Source organism: Actinoalloteichus caeruleus, assembly GCF_049311605.1.
GTDB classification, from domain to species: Bacteria; Actinomycetota; Actinomycetes; order Mycobacteriales; family Pseudonocardiaceae; genus Actinoalloteichus_B; species Actinoalloteichus_B caeruleus.
Map to the genome: position 1 here is coordinate 5951103 of NZ_CP186005.1, position 21191 is coordinate 5972293.

General features: G+C 71.8%; 18 protein-coding genes. 4 read left to right on the top strand and 14 right to left on the bottom strand.

Annotated features, from left to right (window positions below):
• Nucleotides 1-10: 10 nt before the first annotated feature.
• The 4 genes from ACOJVX_RS24720 to ACOJVX_RS24735 all read right to left on the bottom strand — a co-directional run bounded on the left by ACOJVX_RS24720 (nucleotide 11) and on the right by ACOJVX_RS24735 (nucleotide 2773).
• Nucleotides 11-430, bottom strand: coding sequence for a DUF3151 domain-containing protein (locus ACOJVX_RS24720; RefSeq protein ID WP_026419717.1), 420 nt, complete (start codon nucleotides 428-430; stop codon nucleotides 11-13).
• Nucleotides 431-522: 92 nt separating this feature from the next.
• Nucleotides 523-1557 (bottom strand): class II fructose-bisphosphate aldolase, encoded by a 1035-nt coding sequence (fbaA, locus tag ACOJVX_RS24725; protein ID WP_418153906.1) that lies wholly within the window; start codon nucleotides 1555-1557, stop codon nucleotides 523-525.
• Between the two features lie 330 nt (nucleotides 1558-1887).
• Nucleotides 1888-2181: a YciI family protein gene (locus ACOJVX_RS24730; RefSeq protein ID WP_418153905.1), complete on the bottom strand. Its 294-nt coding sequence runs from the start codon at nucleotides 2179-2181 to the stop codon at nucleotides 1888-1890.
• Nucleotides 2182-2497: 316 nt separating this feature from the next.
• On the bottom strand, nucleotides 2498-2773 hold the full coding sequence (locus tag ACOJVX_RS24735; protein ID WP_418153904.1) for a hypothetical protein: 276 nt from the start codon (nucleotides 2771-2773) through the stop codon (nucleotides 2498-2500).
• A gap of 346 nt (nucleotides 2774-3119) precedes the next feature.
• On the opposite strand from ACOJVX_RS24735, the gene ACOJVX_RS24740 reads away from it, so the two are divergent.
• From ACOJVX_RS24740 to ACOJVX_RS24750, 3 genes are all read left to right on the top strand, one after another.
• Nucleotides 3120-3716, top strand: a complete 597-nt coding sequence (locus tag ACOJVX_RS24740) for a SigE family RNA polymerase sigma factor (RefSeq protein ID WP_422647114.1) — start codon at nucleotides 3120-3122, stop codon at nucleotides 3714-3716.
• Between the two features lie 407 nt (nucleotides 3717-4123).
• Nucleotides 4124-5353, top strand: coding sequence for an N-acetylglucosamine-6-phosphate deacetylase (gene nagA / locus ACOJVX_RS24745; protein ID WP_418153902.1), 1230 nt, complete (start codon nucleotides 4124-4126; stop codon nucleotides 5351-5353).
• Nucleotides 5354-5389: 36 nt separating this feature from the next.
• Nucleotides 5390-5650, top strand: a complete 261-nt coding sequence (locus tag ACOJVX_RS24750; RefSeq protein WP_030104364.1) for a hypothetical protein — start codon at nucleotides 5390-5392, stop codon at nucleotides 5648-5650.
• 260 nt (nucleotides 5651-5910) lie between these two features.
• On the opposite strand, the gene ACOJVX_RS24755 is transcribed toward ACOJVX_RS24750, so the two are convergent.
• From ACOJVX_RS24755 to ACOJVX_RS24795, 9 genes are all read right to left on the bottom strand, one after another.
• A complete protein-coding gene (locus ACOJVX_RS24755) occupies nucleotides 5911-7308 on the bottom strand; it encodes an FAD-binding oxidoreductase (RefSeq protein ID WP_422647115.1) in 1398 nt (465 codons plus the stop codon).
• Between the two features lie 75 nt (nucleotides 7309-7383).
• The gene (locus tag ACOJVX_RS24760) at nucleotides 7384-8577 is read right to left on the bottom strand and encodes a glycoside hydrolase family 76 protein (RefSeq protein ID WP_035292524.1); all 1194 of its coding nucleotides are present in this window, start codon (nucleotides 8575-8577) and stop codon (nucleotides 7384-7386) included.
• A gap of 62 nt (nucleotides 8578-8639) precedes the next feature.
• A complete protein-coding gene (locus ACOJVX_RS24765; protein WP_081715593.1) occupies nucleotides 8640-9284 on the bottom strand; it encodes a TrmH family RNA methyltransferase in 645 nt (214 codons plus the stop codon).
• A gap of 98 nt (nucleotides 9285-9382) precedes the next feature.
• The gene (locus ACOJVX_RS24770; protein ID WP_043509877.1) at nucleotides 9383-10198 is read right to left on the bottom strand and encodes a LemA family protein; all 816 of its coding nucleotides are present in this window, start codon (nucleotides 10196-10198) and stop codon (nucleotides 9383-9385) included.
• Nucleotides 10199-10302: 104 nt separating this feature from the next.
• Nucleotides 10303-10887: an orotate phosphoribosyltransferase gene (gene pyrE / locus ACOJVX_RS24775; protein ID WP_418153899.1), complete on the bottom strand. Its 585-nt coding sequence runs from the start codon at nucleotides 10885-10887 to the stop codon at nucleotides 10303-10305.
• A 73-nt stretch (nucleotides 10888-10960) separates the two neighbouring features.
• Nucleotides 10961-11734 carry an SDR family NAD(P)-dependent oxidoreductase gene (locus tag ACOJVX_RS24780; protein WP_103057029.1) on the bottom strand — a complete coding sequence of 258 codons (774 nt, stop codon included), beginning with the start codon at nucleotides 11732-11734 and terminating at the stop codon, nucleotides 10961-10963.
• Nucleotides 11735-11835: 101 nt separating this feature from the next.
• Entirely contained in the window at nucleotides 11836-12549 is a 714-nt protein-coding gene (locus ACOJVX_RS24785) for a hypothetical protein (RefSeq protein WP_026419729.1), read from the bottom strand.
• Between the two features lie 166 nt (nucleotides 12550-12715).
• Nucleotides 12716-15310, bottom strand: coding sequence for an ATP-dependent chaperone ClpB (gene clpB / locus ACOJVX_RS24790; RefSeq protein ID WP_026419730.1), 2595 nt, complete (start codon nucleotides 15308-15310; stop codon nucleotides 12716-12718).
• A gap of 228 nt (nucleotides 15311-15538) precedes the next feature.
• The gene (locus ACOJVX_RS24795) at nucleotides 15539-16993 is read right to left on the bottom strand and encodes an SLC13 family permease (protein WP_422647586.1); all 1455 of its coding nucleotides are present in this window, start codon (nucleotides 16991-16993) and stop codon (nucleotides 15539-15541) included.
• Nucleotides 16994-17544: 551 nt separating this feature from the next.
• On the opposite strand from ACOJVX_RS24795, the gene ACOJVX_RS24800 reads away from it, so the two are divergent.
• A complete protein-coding gene (locus ACOJVX_RS24800) occupies nucleotides 17545-19197 on the top strand; it encodes an alanine/glycine:cation symporter family protein (protein WP_422647116.1) in 1653 nt (550 codons plus the stop codon).
• A 272-nt stretch (nucleotides 19198-19469) separates the two neighbouring features.
• On the opposite strand, the gene ACOJVX_RS24805 is transcribed toward ACOJVX_RS24800, so the two are convergent.
• On the bottom strand, nucleotides 19470-21032 hold the full coding sequence (locus ACOJVX_RS24805) for an MDR family MFS transporter (RefSeq protein ID WP_418153938.1): 1563 nt from the start codon (nucleotides 21030-21032) through the stop codon (nucleotides 19470-19472).
• Nucleotides 21033-21191 lie beyond the last annotated feature (159 nt).

The following is a 21191-nucleotide window of genomic DNA, read 5'->3' on the forward strand; positions in this document are numbered from 1 at the left end:
CGGTTCCCGGTCAGTCCCCCGACAGTCCGGTGGCCACGGCGGCCTCCGGGTCGGAGTCCACGAGGAACTGCCGGCAGCGTTCGAACTCGTCCTGCTCACCGATCCGCTCGGCCGCCAACGCGAGAGCGGCCAACGCGGACAGGAATCCCTGGTTGGGCCGGTGCCGCCACGGAACGGGGCCGTGCCCCTTCCACCCGGCCCGACGCAGCTGGTCGAGGCCCCGGTGGTACCCCGTCCTGGCGTAGGCGTAGGCGGCGACCGGGTCACCCTGCTCCAGTGCCCGCTCGGCGAGCGCCGCCCAGGCGGCGCTGAAGGTCGGATGGGCTCGGGCCACGTCCCCGGGGTCGGTGCCGGAGTCCAGCTCAGCCTGGGCTTCGGTGAACTCGGGCAGCAGTGTCGGGTCCGGTCCGAGCAGATTCGTGTGGCTCATGACCGCATTGTGTCGGGCCGGCCGCCATCGGCCCGCTCCGACCCCCGCCCCGGTCTCCGCTCGGACACCACGGGGCGGGGGCTCCGGCGAGCTCAGCCGGCGATCTTGCGACCGGCGGAGTGCAGGTTCTCGCAGGCGTGCGCGACCCGGGCGGCCATGCCCTGCTCGGCGGCCTTGAGGTAGCTGCGGGGGTCGTAGACCTTCTTGTTCCCGACCTCGCCGTCGATCTTCAGCACACCGTCGTAGTTGCTGAACATGTGGGCCGCCACCGGGCGGGTGAACGCGTACTGGGTGTCGGTGTCGATGTTCATCTTCACGACCCCGTAGGACACGGCCTCGTGGATCTCCTCCAGCAGCGAGCCGGAGCCGCCGTGGAAGACGAGGTTGAAGGGCTTCGAGCCCTCGGCGAGCCCGAGCTTCTTCGAGACCACGTCCTGCCCCTGCTTGAGGATCTCCGGGCGGAGCTTGACGTTGCCCGGCTTGTAGACCCCGTGCACGTTGCCGAAGGTCGCGGCGAGCAGGTAGCGGCCGTTCTCGCCGCTGCCCAACGCGTCGACGGTCTTCAGGTAGTCCTCCGGCGAGGTGTACAGCTTGTCGTTGATCTCGTTGTCGACGCCGTCCTCCTCACCGCCCACCACGCCGACCTCGATCTCCAGGACGATCCGGGCCTTCGCCGCCCTGGCGAGCAGGTCCCTGGCGATCTCCAGGTTCTCGTCGATCGGAACGGCCGACCCGTCCCACATGTGCGACTGGAACAGGGGGTTCTCACCCCGGTTCACGCGCTCCTGGCTCACCTCGAGCAGCGGGCGCACGAAACCGTCCAACTTGTCCTTCGGGCAGTGGTCGGTGTGCAGCGCGATGTTCACCGGGTACTTCGCCGCCACCACGTGCGCGAACTCGGCGAGCGCGACGGAACCGGTCACCATGTCCTTCACCTTGGTGCCGGACAGGAACTCCGCGCCACCGGTGGACACCTGGATGATGCCGTCGCTCTCCGCCTCGGCGAAGCCGCGCAGCGCTGCGTTCAGTGTCTCCGACGACGTGACGTTGATGGCCGGGTAGGCGAACTCGTTCGCCTTGGCCCGGTCCAACATCTCCGCGTAGACCTCTGGGGTGGCGATGGGCATCGGTCTCCTCCTCGGGGCGTGCCGCTGCGCGACGTCGACGGGCGACGCGGAACCTGACGTTCCGTGCGCGTGAATCCTAGGGGCTGCGGGTCCGCGAACGTGACGTGAACTCCCCGCCGCCCGGGCGGGCGACACGTTCCGCGCGAGATCAACATAACGGGTGGCCGGAACGATTCAGCCGGGGAGGGGCGGGGGAACCGCCCACCCGACCTCGACCTCGACGCGACCGTTCGCCCGAACGGCGGCCACCACCCGACCGGACGGCGTACGAGCCCGTGCCGTGCCCAACGCCGCGCCACGTCGACGGGCGCGGGCCGCGACGGCGGGAGCTCAGCCGCCCGACGTTCCGAGCCAGGCCCCGAGCACCGGGGTCCACTCCCGGATCCGGGTCCGCGTGATCACACCGGCCGGGGTGTAGGGGTCCGCGGTCAGCACCTCCCGCAGGGCCGCCTCGTCCGGCACCTCGTAGACGAGCAGGGCGCCGGCGTCGTCCGCCCAGGGACCGGCGGCGAGGAGCACTCCCCGCTCGGCGAGCGCCGCGAGGTAGTCGCGGTGCCGGGGGCGGGCGGCGTGTCGGGTCTCGGTGTCCGCGCTGTACGAGAACTCGACGGCGAAACGGGCCACGGGTACCTCCCTGCGATCGTTCGCTGGACCGTACCGCGCGCGCCCCCCTCCCCCAGCGCCGCCCGCACCAGCCGGTGGGCGCCCGACACGCGCGGCATCCGCCGCGACCGAGATCACAGAAGATCGTCCACCCGCGCACGCGGAGTGACCGCGCACCGTGGAACGTGAATGCGCGGAACCGGGCGACGCACTCCGAACACCCGCCCCACATTCCACTCCGGACCACACGGGGAATTCATCGACAAAAAAGGTTTTGGCAGGCCGCGCGGGCGACCTGCCAAAACCTCGGTAAATTCCTCGTCCGCTACCGACTAACTCAGTAGTCGATCGAGACGTACTCGAAGCCACCGTACTCCACGTCGTAGTTGACCTTGACCTTCACGCTGTACCAGTCAGCCGCCTCGAAGCGGAAGCGGGGCCCCCAGCCGTGGCCGTGGCCGTGGTCGTGGCCGTGGCCGTGGCCGTAGCCCTTGTCGTGGCCCTTGCCACTCTCCTGCTCGCCGGCCAGGGCCGAGGGGGCAGAGATCAGCAGGGGCATGGCCACGGCGGCGCCGACAACCAGAGTCCTCGCGACGTTCTTTCCGATACGCACAGTCCCGACCTCCGTCGAATTGCGATGATTTCCCGGCTGGCCCGTTGTTCCCCAGCCAGAAACCATCGTGCGGCAGCCCGGTGGGGCCGGCCACGGGAGACCGGGCAATTCCCTCTACCCAGTGAAGATCGGTTTTCGCCGTGATTTTCTCCCGCCGTCGCGGACCTCGAGCGCGCATTCCCCGGGCAGTGGTGGGCCACGGGAGCACCTGACCTGGCGAATTCCCTCGACCGAGGGCGTGCGCCGGGCGAGGCCCTCCGAGGGGCCCGGGGGCGCCCCGCCACGGAGGCCCCGGCTCGCCGGTCTGGGTTACGAACACCCGGCGTACCTGGGTAACGTCTAGCCCGTGGGTGTGGAGAGGTTCCGCCGGGGGCCCGGCACGACTGAGCGATCGGTCGAACGCACGTTCGGTCACCTCAGGAAGCTCGACATGTCCGGACCCACCGCCCCCCAGACGCCGTTGACGCTGGAGGACCTCTACCGCCAGCACCGGATGCGGATGGTTCGGCTGGCGATCCTGCTGGTCGACGACATCTCCACCGCCGAGGACGTCGTCCAGGAGGCGTTCACGGGCCTGCACCGGAACTGGTCGGGCCTCCGGGACGCCGCCGCCGCCGTGGGCTACCTGCGCACCGCCGTGGTCAACGGCAGCCGGTCCGTCCTGCGACGCCGCAAGACCGCTCGGGAGTACGTGCCGCCGCACAGCCCGAACGCCCGGTCGGCGGAGTCGCTGGCCATGTTGACCGCCGAACACCAGACCGTGGTGCGCGCGCTCGCGCAGCTGCCACCCCGCCAGCGCGAGGTCCTGGTGCTGCGGTACTACGGCAACCTGTCGGAGGCGGAGATCGCGGAGGCCACCGGCATCTCGAAGGGCACCGTGAAGTCGACCGCGTCCCGCGCCCTCGACGCGTTGCAGGCGATCCTGCGGCAGGGCCAGGGCTGACCTCCGCGCGCGCCGGCCCACGCCTGGCGCCGCTCGGGTCGTCCCAGTCGCCCGGCGCTCGGGCACCAGCGCACCGGCACCGCAGCCACCCCCGCCGGGCCGTCGGGGAGGGCCGTGGACCACGAGGGGCGGGGCGGCGCCACGCTCCCCGTCCGACCCCGGCGGCGTGGCTCCGGGCACGGCACACGCGCTCCCGGGACCCGTGGGGCACCGCCGGCCACCCTCAGGTGCCCGCCGACCACGTCGCTCGGTCCGGATCACCACCCCCGCCCTCGGGCCCACCGCGACCCGCCGGTGCGCATCCGCTCGGTGGAACCTCTCGCCATCGGCACGGCCGGTGGTGTAGACCACTAGGCGGCCGGGCTGGTCGCCTCGCGACAGCCGACGTTCGTCCTGGGGAGCATGCAGTGGGCGGGACGCCTTCCGAGGTCCGTGGTTCGATCAGCCGGGCCAGTGCGGTGTCCACGCTGGTCACCGGGGGCAGGGTGATCACACCTGACGGTGAGGTGACGGGCTGGGTCGCGATCGACGACGGCAGGATCACCGCCGTCGGTGACGGGCCCGCACCCGCCGCGCGGTCCGTGGTGGACGCCGCCGGCGGGTGGGTCGTCCCCGGTTTCGTGGACATCCACTGCCACGGCGGCGGCGGCGCGTCCTTCACCGAGGGGACCGCCGAGGCGGTCTCGACCGCCGTGGACGTCCACCGGCGCCACGGCACCACCACCCTCCAGGCCAGCCTCGTCTCGGCCGCACCCGACGAGCTGGTCCGGCAGATCGGGGCGCTGCGACCGGCGGTGCGCTCCGGCCTGCTGGCCGGCATCCACCTGGAGGGCCCGTTCCTGGCCGAGGGGCGGTGCGGTGCCCACGACCCCGCCGCCCTGTGCGCGCCGGAACCCGCGCTGGTGGACCGGCTGCTGGCCGAGGGAGGGGGAACCGTGCGGATGGTGACCCTGGCACCCGAGCTACCCCACGCCCTGCCCGCCGTGCGCCGTCTCGTCCGGGCGGGGGTGCTCGCGGCCGTGGGGCACACCGACGCGACCGCCGACCAGGCACGGGCGGCGGTGGACGCCGGCGCGAGGGTCGCCACGCACCTGTTCAACGCCATGCGTCCGCTCCACCACCGCGAGCCCGGGCCGATCGCGGCGCTCCTCGACGACGAGCGGGTCGTGGTCGAGCTGATCTGCGACCTGGTCCACCTGCACCCGACGGTCGCCCGGTTGGCCGCCCGGCACGCCGGCCCCCGGCGTACCGCCGCCGTGACCGACGCCATCGGCGCGGCCGGCTCTGGCGACGGCGAGTACGTGCTCGGCGGCCTCCCCGTCACGGTGACCGGCGGAGTGCCGCTGCTCCCGGGCGGGGCGCTCGCCGGCAGCAGCCTGACGATGGACCGCGCCTTCGCCAACCTGGTCCGGGGCTGTGGTCTCACCGTCGAGGAGGCCGTGCGCGCCACCTCGACCACGCCCGCCTCGCTGCTGGGGCTCGACGCCGCCGTCGGGGCGGTGCGCCCCGGCCTCGACGCGGACCTCGTGGTGCTGGATGAGGAGTTCACCATCCGCGCCGTGCTGGCGAAGGGGACCCGGGTTCCGCCAGCGGGCACGTCCGACGAGGCCCCGCCGGTTGGTCACCCGTCGAGGTGACGATCAGTTCGGGGACCGCTCGGTATCCTCCCTCCCGTGGGAGATCCGTCGGATCCGGAGCAGGTGCTGTCCAAAGCGTTGCGCGCGCAGGCGCTCCAGGCCCGGTCCGACCCGCCCTCGGCTCCGGCGGAGGTCACCAACCCACCGCCGGACGAGACGGCGACCCAGCGCGGCCTCCTCCCCAGCGGCCGGGACCAACCCGCGGGCGGCGGGCGGCGGCTGGCCGTCGTCGCGGGGATCTCCCTCGGGCTCGGCCTGCTCTGCGGGGCCGTGGCCGGCGTCATCACCGTGCTCTGAGGCCCTCCCGCCGGGGCCACGCTCCCCTCCGCCGGCGGAGCCGCGTGCCGGAGCCGAGCCCCGCGTCATCCCGCCAGGTCACCCCGATCGGGGCTGGGCTGCCGCGAAGGCCCCGACGCCGCCCCCTCCGACGGGCGGTGGACCGCCGTCGCGGGCCGCTGCCCCTCGGGCGTCGCCAACGGAGCGCACGCCCGCCCCGATCCCGGGCCGCCCGACCTCGTGTGGCGGGGGACGGGGGTGCGGCGCGCCCGGTGGCGGTGTCAGCCCCGGAACATCGAACCCGGGTTGAACAACCCCCCTGGGTCCAGGGCGTTCTTGATGGCCCGGTGCGCGCGCAACCCGACCGGGCCGATCTCCGTCGCGAGCCAGTCCTGCTTGATCTTGCCGACGCCGTGTTCGCCCGTCACCGTTCCGCCCAGCCGCAACCCGAGGGCGAGGATGCGGTCGAAGGCGACTCGCGCGGCCTCCGCCTCGTCCGCCCTGGACGCGTCGTAGACGATGGTCGGGTGCATGTTTCCGTCGCCGGCGTGGCCCGTGACGGCGACGGTCAACCCGACCTCCTCCCCGATCTCGGCGCAGCCCGCGATCAGTTCGGCGATCCTGGTCCTGGGGACGCAGACGTCGTCGGTCAGCCAGGACCCCAGGGTCTCCAGGGCGGGCAGCACCGCCCGCCGGGCGGCCAACAGCAGCCGCCCCTCGGCGAGGTCGTCGGTGTGGTGGGTGAACTCGGCGCCGGCGTCCAGGCAGACCTGTTCGAGCCTCGAGACCTCGGCGAGCCCCGCCGCCCCACCAAGGTCCGACTGGCCGATGACCAGGGCAGCGCTCCCCGCGCCGTCCCCCAACTCGGTCGACAGGTGGCGTTCCACGGCCCTGACGCACACCGAGTCCATGATCTCCAGGAGGGAGGGGACCATGCCCTCCCGCACGATCCTGGACACCGCCACGCCGGCGGCTCCGGTGGAGCCGAAGGAGGCGACCACGGTCGCCGGTGCCTGGGGCAGCGGACGCAGCGCGAGCGTGGCGCGTGTGATCACGCCGAGCGTGCCCTCGCTGCCGACGAACAACCTGGTGAGGTCGTACCCCGCGACCCCCTTGACGGTGCGGCGCCCGGTCCGCAGCACCTCGCCGTCGGCGAGGACCACCTCCAGACCCAACACCGAGTCGGTGGTCACCCCGTACTTCACGCAGCACAGCCCGCCGGCGTTGGTGGAGAGGTTCCCGCCGATGGTGCACCAGTCGTAGCTGGAGGGGTCGGGCGGGTAGAACAGCCCGTGCTTCTCCACCGCCGACCTCAGGTCGAGGTTGACCACCCCAGGCTCGACCACGGCGACCCTGTTGTCCGGGTCGATCTCGACGATCCGGTCCATCCGCGTCAGCGCCAGGACGACGCACCCGTCGACGGCGTTGGCCGCTCCTGACAGGCCGCTGCCCGCCCCCCTCGGCACGATCGGGACACCGGCGGCCCCGCAGGCCCGCACGACGTCCTGGACCTCCTCCGTGGTGGCCGGCAGCACCACCGCGGCTGGTGATCCCGCCGGTGCGAGCGGCATCATGTCGCGCCGGTAGGACTCGGTGACGTCCCGGTCCACCAGGACGTGGTCCGGCCCCACGGCGGCACGGAGGGCGGTGAGCAGGTCGACGTCGACGAGTGAGCCCATGTTGCCTGACGGTAGCCGTTCCGCCGGGTGACCGGAAGGACGCGCGACGGCGACCGCGGTGCTCGTGGCGGCGGGTCAACCGGAGGCCGACACCCCCGACCGCTCGACCGAGGCGGCCGCCTCCAACACCATCCAGGCGCCGAGCTGGACGGACAGGTCCCGTTCCGGGATGACGTCGGGGCTGACGGCGCCCTCGCCGCCCCGTGGGCGTTCGGACAGGGCCGGTGGCCGGGGCGGAACCCGGGCCGGTCGGTTCCAGTCCGCCGGGAACAGCGGGCCGGAGTCGACCACCCGCCGGTTGCGCCAGACCGCCTCCGCCGAGGCCAGGACCAGCTCGGCCGCCAGGGCCCGCGATCCGACGTCCGCCGGCGGGAGCCGGGCGACGGCGAGCGCGAGGTAGCGGGCGAGGATCCCGGAGAACAGTCCCCCGTCGCCGCCCCCGTGGGTCCGCAACGCGCCGCTGGAGGTGACCAGGCGGGTCGCGACGGCGTCCACGGTGCGCCTGGCCCGCAGCCACCACCGCTGCTCGCCGGTCGCCGAGGCCAGTTCCAGGGCGGCGCCGAGGTACACCCCCTGGCAGTAGGTGTAGACGCGGCGGACCACCCGGCGCACGCCGCCCCGGTAGTCGACCCGGGCCCCGTCCCAGACCAGGCCGGTCACCGGGTCCACCAGGGTGGTCTCCAGCCACTCGGCGATCGCGACCGCCCGTTCGAGCCCGTGACCGGGGGCGTCGGTGCCCAACCTCGCGTGCAGGATCGCCGCCGGGCCGTTGGCGGGCGTGTTCTTGAAGTCGTCGTGGTACCGGGCGTGCCGCCGCCACCAGATCCCGCCACCACCGTGCCGGGTCCAGGCGGCCCGCAGTTCGGCCTCCACCGCGCGCAGGGCGTGCTGGTGCCGCTCCCCGGTCACCTCGCCGGCGCGGTGCAGGGCCAAGCCGAGCCAGGCCATGTCGTCGTAGTAGTCGTTGGTCCAGCCGAGGTTGCGCAGCACCACGCCCCGCACCAGGCGGTTGAGCGCGGTCCTGCGCGCCCGGCTCGGGTCCCGGAGCTCGGCGTCGACGAGGCAGTCGATCAGGTGCGCCTGCCACCAGTAGTTCCAGGGTCCGACACCGAGGCGCAGTGCGGCGCTCGGCGGCCAACTGGCGAGGCCGATCAGGGTGCCGGGCAGCCCCCACACCCCCCGGAGGTGGCGCTGCCGAACGGCGCGTTCGGCGACCTCGGCTCGCGCGGCCCACACCCGCCGCCGCGTCGGCAACAGTTCCTCGGTCATGCGCACATCGTGCCCTCAGCGGCGGGGACGGCCGCCCGGATGACACGGCCGGCGGCCCTTGTTCACCAGGCCAGGGTCAGGTCGGCGTGGTCGCGGACCCAGGCGTGCATGACGATCCCCGCGGCGACGCCGGCGTTGATCGAGCGGGTGGAGCCGAACTGGGCGATGGAGACGAGCAGGTCGGCGCCCTCCCGCGTCTCCGCGCTCAGACCGCTCCCCTCGTGCCCGAAGACGAGGACGCTCTCGCGGGGCAGCGCGGTCTCCTCCAGCCGCACCGAACCCGGGGTGTTGTCCACCCCGACGACCGCCAGCCCGGAACGGGCGGCGAAGCCGAGGAGGCCGGCCACCTCGTCGTGGTGTTCCAGGTGCTGGTACCGGTCGGTGACCATCGCACCCCGCCGGTTCCACCGACGCCGACCGACGATGTGGACGGCACGCGCCCCGAACGCGTTGGCCGTGCGGACCACGGTCCCGATGTTGTGGTCGTGCTGGAAGTTCTCGATGGCCACGTGGAACGGGTGCCGACGGGTGTCGAGCTCGGCGACGATCGCCTCCCGCCGCCAGTACCGGTAGGCGTCGACCACGTTGCGCCGGTCGCCGTCGCGGAGGAGTTCGGGGTCGTAGTGCTCGCCGTCCGGCGGCGGTCCCGCCCAGGGGCCGACGCCCACGACCGGGCCCGAGGGGGTCCACTCCGTCGGGCCCACCACCGCCGGCTCCGGCCCCACCACCGGCGAGGGCTCGGCCTCGGGCGAGGGGCGGCGGGCGGTGGTCGGGGCGGAGTCGCGGTAACCAGGGGAGCCGGCGGTCACTGCCAGCCGCCGGGGCCGGCCGGGCCCTGCGGTGGCTGCCCCTGCCCGGGGTGCGGCTGGCCGTACTGCTGCGGCGGCTGCGGCTGCCCGTACTGCTGGGGCGGCTGCGGCTGCCCGTACTGCTGCGGCGGCTGGCCGTGGACCTGGGGACCGGGCTGCTGTCCGTACTGCGGGCCCCCGGTGGGCTGCTGGAGCTGCGGCGCGGCGGGCGGCCCGCCGGTGAGGGAACCGAAGGCACCGGACAGCGACGGGGTCGCGCGGGCGTTCGGGTCGTCGACCTCGAAGTAGTCCGCCTTGGTGATCTTGGCCATGCCGGCGACGATGGAGGAGGGGAACGACTCGACCCGGGTGTTCAGGGCCCGCACGTTCCCGTTGTAGAAGCGACGACCGGCGGCGATGCGGTCCTCGGTCTCGGCCAGCTGCTTCTGGAGGTGGAGGAAGTTCTGGTTCGACTTCAGCTCCGGGTAGCTCTCGGCGATGCCGAAGAAGCCGCGCAGCGCTCCGGACAGCTGCTGCTCCGCCTGCCCCTGGTCGTGGACGCTGGCGTGCGTCTGACGGGCCTGCATCGCCTGCGACCTGGCGGCGATCACCTGTTGCAGCGTCGTCTGCTCGAAGTGGGCCGACGCCCGCACGGTCTCCACGAGGTTGGGGATGAGGTCATGACGTCGTTGGAGCTCGACGTCGACCTGCCGCCACGACTCCTCGACGGTGTTCCGCTGGGCGATGAACCGGTTGTAGCTCACGACGTAGCCGATTCCGACCACGACCGCGAGCACGAGCAGGACCACGAGGATCACGAGCAGGGCATCCACGCCCGCAGGTTACCCGTCCACGCGGGTCGGGAAGAGGGCTCCGCGAAAAAATCCCGACGCGAACCTCACACCGTCGGCGCCGGGCCCCGTGGCCGGGGCGGCGCTCAGAGCCCCAGGTCGTCGAGGTCCAGCAGGTAGCGGTAGGGCAGGCCCGCCGCCTCGATCCGCTCACGCGCCTCGGTCTGCCGGTCCACGACGGTGGCGACGCCCACTACCTCGGCGCCCCCGGCACGCAGGGCCTCGACGGCTGTCAGCACGCTGCCACCGGTGGTGGAGGTGTCCTCCACCGCGAGCACCCGACGACCGGTGACACCGGGTCCCTCGATCTGCCGCTGCATCCCGTACTGCTTGGTGGCCTTCCGCACGACGAAGGCGTCCAGCGCGAGGCCATCGGACGCGGCCGAGTGCAGCATGGCGCCCGCCACCGGATCGGCGCCGAGGGTGAGCCCTCCGACCGCCTGGAAGTCCCAGTCGCCGGTCAGCTGCCTGAGCAGCCGGCCGATCAGCGGTGAGGCCTGGTGGTGCAGCGTGGCCCTGCGCAGGTCGACGTAGTAGTCGGCCTCGGCGCCCGAGGACAGGGTCACGGTGCCGTGGACGACCGCGAGCTCCCGCACCAGGCGGGCCAGCCGAGCCTTGTCCTCGGAATCCACGTTCGGGGTGGGGGAGTTCGATGCCGCCGCTTCTCGCACGGTTCGCTAGCTTCGCACAGCCCCGGACCGGCACCGGCCGCCGGTCCGGGAGGCCACCCCGGTTCCGGCGGGGTCAGTCCCGACCTCGGGCGGTGCGACCGGCGACCCGGCGGACCAGCCAGCGGGGCAGCAGCCGCGAGACCGACGCCAACGCCTTGTACTGGTTGCCCGGTACGGACACCGCGCGACCGCGCCGCAGGTCACGCAGTGACTCGTGCACGACGAAGTCCGCGTCCAGCCGGAACGACCGGGGCAGGCCGGACATGTCGATGTCGGCCCGCTCGTGGAACTCGGTCCTCGTGAACCCCGGGCACAACGCGAGCAGGCGGACCCCGCTGCCCCGGGTCCCCGCCGCCAGGCCCTCGGTGAACGACGTCACCCAGGCCTTGCTGGCGGTGTAGGTGGAGCCCCGCCCCGGCAGGAAGCCGGCGATGCTGGACACGTTGATCACGTCGCCACCCCGCCGCGCCAGCATGCCGGGCAGCGCGGCGTGGGTCAGCTGGAGCACCGCGGTGACGTTGACCTCCAGCTGCGAGCGCAGCGCGGAGAACTCGTTGCGCTCGAAGTGGCCGCCGGTGGAGAAACCGGCGTTGTTGACCAGCAGGTCCACCGGTCGCTCCTCGTCCCGGAGGCGGGCCGCCACCCGGTCGCGGTCGGCGGCCTCGGCGAGGTCGGCGGTGATCGTCTCGGCCTCCACCCCGTAGCGGTCACCGAGCTCGGCGGCCAGGGAAATCAGCTTCGACTCGGTGCGGGCGACCAGGACGACGTCGTACCCCTCGGCGGCCAGGCGGCGGGCGAAGGACAACCCGATTCCCGAGGTTGGACCGGTGATCAGCGCGGTGGGCATGTACCGCACGGTAACAACCTGAACGAGTGATGGGGGTGAGTCGCACGGAGTCGGACTCCGCTCGGGGGCCAGGTCGGCGAGGCGTTCCGCCGGCGGCGGGATCAGGACTGGCTCGAAGGCCGGAAGATGCGCTCGTCCTCCTGGTCGACGGTGAGCGCGTGGGTGCGCTGCTGCTCCCGCTCCTCCTCGTCCACGGGGTCGATCAGGTCGGCGATCTCCCCGACGTCGCGCAGCAGCCGCTCCAGGCGGGAGGGCGAGGCGTTGGAGGGCGCGGCGGCCAGCACCCACTCCTTCTCCAACCAGACCACGGTGACGTCGTCGCCGACCTCCTCCGCGGCCTCGACCAGGTCCGGTGTGATCAGCTGGCGCGCGGCCGACAACTGGGTGACGAAGGCGTACCGGGAACCGACGGGCCCGAGCAGGTCCAGGCCGGACTCCTGCGGGACGGGGACGCTGGGCAGCCAGAGCTCCACCACGACCTCGTACTGCTGGCGGCAGCGCACCGCGACCAGCACGGCGCCGGCCTTCCCGCCCGACTCGTGGTCGAACACGTACACCTGTCGCCGGCCGTCGGCGGTGAAGGTGGAGCCCGCGACCACGTCCCTGGCGACGCCGCCGCTCTGCGCCGCGAGGAAGCCGTGGCTCCACCGGGTCGGCAGCACCTGGTCGCTCTCGGCGAACTGCCAGCCCCGCAACGCCGCCCATCGACGTCGTTCCCGGTTGCGCGCGCTGCGTTGCGCCGTGTCGGTGGCGAGCAGCGCGACACCCGCCATGGCGAACACTACGGCCGCCGTGAACCACACCCAAGTCGGCATCCCCACACTCCGCAGGGTAGCGAGCCAGGGCACGTTCACGAAGATCGTATGCCCGGTTGTTCGCGAATTGACCGGAAGTAGCGGCGGGTGGCGGTGAACCGGCTGCTCAGGGAGCGGTGCGGGGCCCAACGTCCGACCGGGGCGGACCGCCCCCGGCGGGTCGGGGTCAGGCCCGCCCGGTGACCAGCAGGCGGTTGGCGCCAGGGGCGCTGTCGTCGACCTCCACGACCACCTCGTTGCCGTCCCGGATCTCGCCGGACAGCAGCTTCCGGGCCAGCTGGTCGCCGATCGCGGTCTGCACCAGCCTGCGCAGCGGCCGGGCGCCGAAGACCGGGTCGAAACCGTTGAGGGCGAGCCAGTCCTTGGCCGCCCTCGACACGGTCAGGGTCAGGCGACGCTGCCCCAACCGCCGTCCCAGTGCCTCGATCTGGATGTCGACGATGCTGGTCAGCTCCTCCGTGGACAGCGAGTGGAAGACGACGAGGTCGTCGAGCCGGTTGAGGAACTCGGGCTTGAAGTGCTGGCGGACCACGGCGAGGACGGCATCCCGCCGTTCCCGTTCTCCCAGGGTGGGGTCCGCGATGGCCTGCGACCCGAGGTTGGAGGTGAGCACCAGGATGGTGTTGCGGAAGTCGACGGTGCGCCCCTGCCCGTCGGTGAGCCGGCCGTCGTCGAGCGCCTGGAGGAGGATGTCGAAGACGTCCGGGTGGGCCTTCTCCACCTCGTCGAGCAGCACCACCGAGTAGGGGCGGCGGCGGACGGCCTCCGTCAGCTGCCCGCCCTGGTCGTAGCCGACGTAGCCGGGAGGGGCACCCACCAGCCGGGCCACCGAGTGCTTCTCGGAGTACTCCGACATGTCCACACGGATCATGGCGCGTTCGTCGTCGAACAGGAAACCGGCGAGCGCCTTGGCGAGTTCGGTCTTGCCCACGCCCGTGGGGCCGAGGAACAGGAACGAGCCGGTGGGCCGGTCGGGGTCGGCCACGCCGGCCCTGGCCCGGCGGACCGCGTCCGAAACCGCGCGCACCGCCTCGGCCTGACCGATCACCCGAGCCCCGACGGCCTCCTCCATCCGCAGCAGCTTCGTCGTCTCCCCCTCCAGCAGGCGGCCGGCGGGGATGCCGGTCCACGCGCTGACGACCTCGGCGACGTCGTCGGATGTCACCTCCTCCTGGAGCATGACCTGCTGTTCCCGACCGTTCTGCGTGGCGGCGTCGAGTTCCTTCTCCAGGCTGGGGATGCGCCCGTAGCGCAGTTCCGCCGCCCGCCCGAGGTCACCATCCCGTTCGGCCCGTTCGGACTCGCCACGCAGCTGTTCCAGCTGCCCCTTGAGCTCCCGAACCCGGTCGATGGAGGTCTTCTCGTTCTGCCAGCGGGCGGTGAGACCGGCCAGGGCCTCCCGGCGCTCGGCGAGCTCCGCCCGCAGGGCGGCCAACCGCTCGCGCGACGCCTCGTCCGCCTCCTTGGCCAGCGCCATCTCCTCGATCTCGAGCCGCCGCACGGCCCGCTCCACCTCGTCGATCTCCACCGGCCGGGAGTCGATCTCCATCCGCAGGCGGGACGCGGCCTCGTCCACCAGGTCGATCGCCTTGTCCGGCAGGAACCGCGCGGTGATGTACCGGTTGGACAGCGCGGCCGCCGCGACGAGGGCGCTGTCGGTGATCCGCACCCCGTGGTGCACCTCGTAGCGTTCCTTGAGGCCCCGCAGGATCCCGACCGTGTCCTCCTCGGAGGGTTCCCCCACCATGACCTGCTGGAAGCGCCGCTCCAGGGCCGGGTCCCTCTCGATGTGCTCCCGGTACTCGTCGAGCGTGGTCGCCCCGACCATGCGCAACTCGCCCCTCGCCAGCATCGGCTTGATCATGTTCCCGGCGTCCATGGCGCTCTCGCCGGTGGCGCCCGCTCCCACGATGGTGTGCAGCTCGTCGATGAAGGTGACCACCTGGCCCGCCGAGTCGGTGATCTCCTTGAGCACCGCCTTGAGCCGTTCCTCGAACTCGCCCCGGTACTTCGCGCCGGCGACCATCGACCCGAGGTCGAGTCCGACCACCCGCTTGCCGCGCAGGGACTCCGGGACGTCACCGGCCACGATGCGCTGGGCCAGGCCCTCGACGATGGCGGTCTTGCCGACCCCGGGCTCCCCGATCAGCACCGGGTTGTTCTTCGTCCGGCGGGACAGCACCTGGACCACCCGGCGGATCTCGGTGTCCCGACCGATCACCGGGTCCAGCTCACCCCGGCGGGCGCGCTCGGTGAGGTCGACGCCGTACTTCTCCAGCGCCTGGTAGGTGGCCTCCGGGTCGGGGTTGGTGACGCGGGCCGAGCCTCGGACCCGGGTGAAGGCCTCGCGGAGGTTGTCCGGGGTGGCGCCGTGGTCGCGCAGGAGGTCGGCCACCCGTCCGCCCTCCTTGGCCAGCCCCACCAGCACGTGCTCGGTGGAGACGTACTCGTCGCCCATCTCGGTCGCCAACCGCTGGGCGTGGGTGACGGAGCGGACCGCCTCCGGTGACAGCTGGGGCGCGTTCACCGTGGCGCCCGTGGCCGAGGGCAGGCCGGCCGTGAGGCGTTCCAGATCGCCCCGCAGCGCGGCCGGATCGACGCCGACCGCGGAGAGCAGCGGCGACGCCACTCCGTCCCCCTGGGCCAGCAGGGCACCGAGCAGGTGGGCCGATGACACGTCGGGGTTGCCGGCCAGCGTGGCGGCCCGCGCCGCGGCGGAGATCGCCTGCTGGACCTTCGTGGTCGGATTGAACGCGTCCATCCCTCACCTCGTCAGCTCGTACACCTGGTCGGCTCCCGGGGCTCCGAGCCCCGACCGGAGCCGCGCCCTCGCCCGGCTCCGCTCATCCACACGTCCAACGTCAGAAAAGTTGAGCCAGTTCCACTCAACCACGTATCCGGGTGTGGTGTGGACCACCCAAGCACGGACGCGAACTCGCCCCCCGGCGGGCGCACCGGGGGGCGAGCGGTCGTCGGAAGCGCGTCGACGTCAGACGGTCAGCCCGAACACCCAACCGGCGAGGGCGTACATGGTGAGGGTGATCAGCACGATGGCGGAGAGGTTGAGCCAGACACCGGCACGCACCATCTCACCGATCCGCACGTGCCCGGACCCGAAGGCGATCGCGTTGGGCGGCGTCGCCACCGGCAGCATGAAGGCGCAGGTGGCGGCGAGGGCTACCGGTATGGCCAAGGTCATCACGTCCAGCCCGAGCCCGAGGGCCACCCCGCCCATGATCGGCAGGAAGGTCGCGGCGGTCGCCGTGTTGCTGGTCAGCTCGGTCAGCGCCAGCACGAGCACGGTCACCCCGGCCACCAGGAGCACCACCGGGATGGCGCCAACGCCGGCGACCTGCTCTCCGATCCACTCGCTCAGCCCGGTCGCCGAGAACTGGCTCGACAGGCTCAGCCCCCCACCGAAGAGCAACAGCACGCCCCACGGGATCTCCTTGGCGGTCTGCCAGTCGAGTACCGCCACCCCCTTCCTCGGGGCGACGGGGAGGACGAAGAGGATCACCGCCACCGCCATCGCGATCACGGCGTCGATGTTGCTCGCCCCGGTGACGAGGGGCAGGAAGATCCACGAGAGGGCGGCGAGGACGAACACCGCCAGCACCATCCACTCAGCCCGGCTGACAGGGCCCAGCGCGGCGAGTTCGCGGCGGATGAGTTCGCGACCGCCGGGGATGTTCCTGATCCGCGGGGGAAACACGAAGCGAGTCAGCACCAGCCACGCCAGCAACATGAAGACCACCGCGAGCGGAACCCCGACCAGCATCCACTGCCCGAAACCGATGTGGATGTCGTGGGAGTCGCGAAGGTAACCCACCATCAGGGTGTTGGGGGGAGTTCCGATGATGGTTCCCAGCGAGCCAATGGACGCCGCGTAGGCGATTCCCAGCATCAACGAGGTCCCGAAGTTGGTGTCGCCCTCACCCTTTCCGAGCTGCCGGACCAGGCCGAGCACCGAGAGACCGATGGGCAGCATCATCACCGCCGTGGCCGTGTTCGAAACCCACATGGAGATGAAGCCGGTCGCCAGCATGAAGCCGCCCACCAGTCGGCGAGGACTGGTCCCGACGGCGAGCACCGTCGCCAGGGCGAGCCGCCGGTGCAGGTTCCACCGCTGCATCGCCAGCGCGAGCATGAAACCGCCCATGAACAGGAAGATGACGTCGTTGGCATAGGGACTCGCCGCGTCACCCACCTCGGCGATCCCGAGCGCGGGGAAGAGCACCAGCGGCACCAACGCGGTCGCGGGCAGTGGGATGGCCTCCGTCATCCACCACACGGCCATCAGCACGGCTACCGCCGCGGTACCGCGTCCCGCTGGGGAGAGGGAGTCGGGGAGCGCGAGGAAGGCCGCCAGCGCGAGCACGACGCCGAGCCCGAGGCCTATCCACCGCCTCCGAACCGTGGCCGGGGGTTCGGCGGCCGCGGAGATCCGCTGGTCAGCAGCCCCCGCACCGGTCTCACCCTCGGTCACGGGGACTCGCCCCCGAGACTCCTCCGCGTGGGGTTCGCGCCCGGTCTGGTCCACCCGCCACCTCCCGTGAGTCACTGAGTGCGAAAAATACCCCAGACGTGTGACTCGTACCACTTCCACCGGTGGCGACCCTCGCCCCTCGACCCTCGCCCCGCCCAGCGCGCAGGCGCCCCCTGGCCCATCGGGACGATCGCGAGGGTTCGAGCAGGAGCCGACTGTCGACCACGGGACCAGCCGGCCGCGGAGTGGCGAGTCCACGCTCATCGTCGGCGTAGCGGGGACCCACCAGGAACCACCGGCGCGACGGCACTCTCCCAGAAGGAGCAATCGTGAACCATCCGTGATACGGATCACTACGGACGGCGACCAGGAACCCGGCAGCGTTCCCGTGGCTAGGGCATACGCCACCGCAATCAACCGAAACGGGGCAGTAACAATTGTTACGCTCCGCATCAAATTCGGCCCGCCCTCTTGCGGTGAACCGGGGTTTACCCGTGCACTGTCATGCCATGTCACACATCACGACGGCGACCCCGCCGCCAAGTCCGCCAACCGGCGACCCGGCACCCGTCCTCCTCGCACAGGACGGCGGAGTCCTTTCCGGCGTCGAGGACGCCATCAACAGCGTCTTCGCACCCATCGAGTCATTCACGTCGTCCATCATCTTCGCCGAGATCACGGTCTTCGGAGCGGCGTTCCCGGTCATCGTCGCCTGGCTGGTCATCGCGGCAGCGGTGTTCACCGCGTACTTCGGCCTGATCCAGCTCGGCAAGTTCCGGCTCGCGATCCAGGTCGCGCGCGGGAAGTACACGCGCAACGACGAGCCGGGCGAGATCACGCACTTCCAGGCACTCTCCTCCGCGCTGTCAGGGACGGTCGGCCTTGGCAACATCGCGGGCGTCGGCGTGGCGGTCACCGTCGGTGGCCCTGGCGCGACGTTCTGGATGATCCTCGCCGGGCTCCTGGGCATGTGCACGAAGTTCGTCGAGTGCACCCTGGGCGTGAAGTACCGCAAGATCGACGCGGACGGCACTGTCCACGGCGGCCCCATGTACTACCTCCGCCAGGGCATCGCCGAGCGCTTCCCCAACGGCTTCGGCCGCTCGCTGGGCAAGGTGCTGGCGATCGGCGCCTCGGTGATGCTGCTGTTCTTCGCCCTCGCCGGCGGGAACATGTTCCAGGCCAACCAGACCTTCGCCCAGTTGCGTTCGGTGACCGGTGGTGAGGACGGTCTCCTCGGTGGAGGGGGAGCCGCCTTCATCTTCGGACTACTACTCGCTGGCCTCGTGGCGCTGGTCATCATCGGCGGGATCAAGTCGATCGGCAAGGTGACCTCGCGGCTCGTACCGACCATGGCCGTCATCTACGTGCTGGCCTGCCTCGTCGTCATCCTCGTCAACATCGGGGAGGTCCCCCGCGCCTTCGGCGAGATCGTCTCCGGTGCCTTCGCGCCCGAGGGCGTCGCCGGCGGTGCGCTGGGCGTGCTGATCATCGGTTTCCAGCGGGCGGCCTTCTCCAACGAGGCCGGAGTGGGGTCGGCACCGATCGCGCACGCGGCGGTCCGCACCCGCCATCCGGTCACCGAGGGGCTCGTGGCGCTGCTGGAGCCCTTCGTCGACACCGTGATCATCTGCACGATGACGGCGCTGACGATCGTGATCGCCAGCACGGACTTCTGGCACGACGCCAGGGCCGCGGTGGCGGCGGGCGCCGACAGCCCGGAGGGCGTGACGGTGACGTCCAACGCCTTCGAGACCGTGTTGCCGTGGTTCCCCTACGTCCTGATGGTCGCGGTCGCGCTCTTCGCCATCTCCACGATGATCACCTGGAGCTACTACGGCGAGAAGGCCTGGAACCACCTGTTCGGCGCGGGGCGGGTCAGCTCGGTGGTCTACCGCGCGGTCTACTGCGCCCTCATCGTGTGCGGAACGGTCCTCACACTGGGGCCGGTGCTGAACTTCGCCGACGCGGTGCTGTTCGGTGTCGCCTTCTTCAACATCCTGGGCCTCTACCTGCTCGCGCCCATCGTCAAGCGCGAGTTGAGGGACTTCCTCGGCAAGCTGAAGTCCGGGGAGATCCGACCGGTGGACCAGGACACCTCCGGGTCGTCGGCCGGCTCACCGCCGGAGCCCTCCGATCGGGAGAAGGACGGCGTGGGCTGAGGGCGTCCCCACGCGGGGTGACACCGGGAGTTATCCACAGACACGCCCGGCCGGTGCCGAGTTCTCCACCGGATATCCCCAACTGATCCCCAGTTATCCCCAACTATCCACAGCCAGTCCACGCCAAATCCACAGTTCCGCCCCAAGTTGTCCACACAGCCTGTGGATAACTTGGGGCGGACGGCCGCCGGCTGTGGAGTTATCCACAGTCCGTGGACAACTCCACAGGGTGACGCCTTCCAGGTGACGGCGGTACCGCACGGGCGAGGCCGTCACCTGCGGTCAGCACCATCCCCGGACCGCCCAGCCGATCCGGCCGGAGTACCCGGGCTCGGTACGGGCGCACCCACGGCGGGAGCCGGCACGGCGTGCTCCACGTCGACGGTGGTCCGCAGCGGCACCTCCCGGATGGCGAGGACCGCGAACAGCGCCACCAGGGCGGCCAGCGCGGTGACGAGGAAGACCGTTCCGGTGGCGTCGCCGAACGCCGTCATCACCTCCGCCCGGACCCCCTCGGGGAGCCCCGCGAGATCCAGGGAAGCGCTCTGGCCGCCTCCCGTCCCCACCCGGGCGGCCACGCTGGCGGACAGCACGGCGCCGAGCGCCGACACGCCGGAGGCGCCTCCGAGGGATCGGAAGAAGGTGACCAGGGCCGTCGCCGATCCGAGGTCACGGGCGGGAACGGTGTTCTGCACGGCCAGGACGAGGTTCTGCGCGCACAACCCCACCCCCGCGCCCACGACGGCGAGGAACACCCCCACCAGCACCAGGTCCGTCCGGTGGTCGATCGTCGCCAACAGACCGAGCCCGACCGGCAACGCCACCGCGCCCACGAGCAGGAACCGCTTCCACCGCCCCGACCTGCTGATCAGCTGACCGGAGAGGGTGGAGGTGAACGCGAGCGACAGCACCAACGGGATCGTCATCAGCCCGGCCACGGTGGGCGAGTACCCCCTGCCCAGCTGGAAGTACTGGCCGACGAACACGGGAACTCCGAACATCGCCACCCCCGTCCCGACGCCGGCGACGACGGAGAGCGCGGTCGTCCGGTCCCGGAAGAAGCGGAGCGGGACGACCGGGTCGACCGCCCTCGCCTCCACGAGGACGGCCAGTCCGAGGAGCACCACCGCACCTCCGACCAGCAACGCCGTGGTCGGCGACGCCCAGGCGAACGACTGACCGGCCAGGGACACCCACACCAGCAGCAGGCTCACGCCTCCCACCAGCAGCGTCGCCCCGAGCCAGTCCACCCGCACCGGGCGGCGGACGGTCGGCAGGCGCAGCGTGCGGCCGATGACCACGAGCGCCGCCACCGCGACCGGGACACCCGCGAGGAAGCACCACCGCCATCCGAGCCAGGGGGTGTCGACGATGAGGCCGCCGATCAGCGGACCGCTGACCGTGCCCACGGCGAAGACCGCCCCCAGGTAACCGCTGTACCGGCCGCGTTCCCTCGGGCTGATCATCGCGGCGATGACGACCTGGACGAGGGCCTGCACGCCGCCAAGGCCGAGTCCCTGCACCGCCCGGAACCCGATCAGCATCGGCATCGACTGGGCGAGGCCGCCCAGCACCGAGCCGATCGTGAAGACGGAGAGCGCGATCTGGAGGAGCAGCTTCTTGCTGAAGAGGTCGGCGAGCTTGCCCCACACCGGGGTGGTCGCGGTCGCGCCGAGCAGGGTGGCCGTGACCACCCACGTGTACTGGGCCTGGGTGCCGCCGAGTTCGGCGGTGATGGTGGGCAGCGCGTTCGCCACGATGGTCGAGCTGAGGATGGCGACCAGCAGCGCGAGCAGCAGTCCGGAGAAGACACGCATGATCTCGCGGTGGGACATCGGGGGCTGGTCGTCCGGCCCCGGGTGCACCGCCGCGCCCGTCGCGACGATCGCCGCCGCGTCCTGCGTCCCGCCTGACACCACCACCTGGTGCTCCCCCGAACTTTCCTCGAGTCATTAGTTGGCTTATGCAACTTTACGCCCGCGGTGGAGTGCTCA

Bases quoted from the DNA above. Each gene is read 5' to 3' on its own strand.
- ACOJVX_RS24720 (WP_026419717.1), bottom strand. From the start codon at position 430: ATGAGCCACACGAATCTGCTCGGACCGGACCCGACACTGCTGCCCGAG.
- fbaA (WP_418153906.1), bottom strand. From the start codon at position 1,557: ATGCCCATCGCCACCCCAGAGGTCTACGCGGAGATGTTGGACCGGGCC.
- ACOJVX_RS24755 (WP_422647115.1), bottom strand. From the start codon at position 7,308: ATGGGCTCACTCGTCGACGTCGACCTGCTCACCGCCCTCCGTGCCGCC.
- ACOJVX_RS24760 (WP_035292524.1), bottom strand. From the start codon at position 8,577: ATGACCGAGGAACTGTTGCCGACGCGGCGGCGGGTGTGGGCCGCGCGA.
- ACOJVX_RS24780 (WP_103057029.1), bottom strand. From the start codon at position 11,734: ATGCCCACCGCGCTGATCACCGGTCCAACCTCGGGAATCGGGTTGTCC.
- ACOJVX_RS24785 (WP_026419729.1), bottom strand. From the start codon at position 12,549: ATGCCGACTTGGGTGTGGTTCACGGCGGCCGTAGTGTTCGCCATGGCG.
- clpB (WP_026419730.1), bottom strand. From the start codon at position 15,310: ATGGACGCGTTCAATCCGACCACGAAGGTCCAGCAGGCGATCTCCGCC.
- ACOJVX_RS24800 (WP_422647116.1), top strand. From the start codon at position 17,545: ATGTCACACATCACGACGGCGACCCCGCCGCCAAGTCCGCCAACCGGC.
- ACOJVX_RS24805 (WP_418153938.1), bottom strand. From the start codon at position 21,032: ATGTCCCACCGCGAGATCATGCGTGTCTTCTCCGGACTGCTGCTCGCG.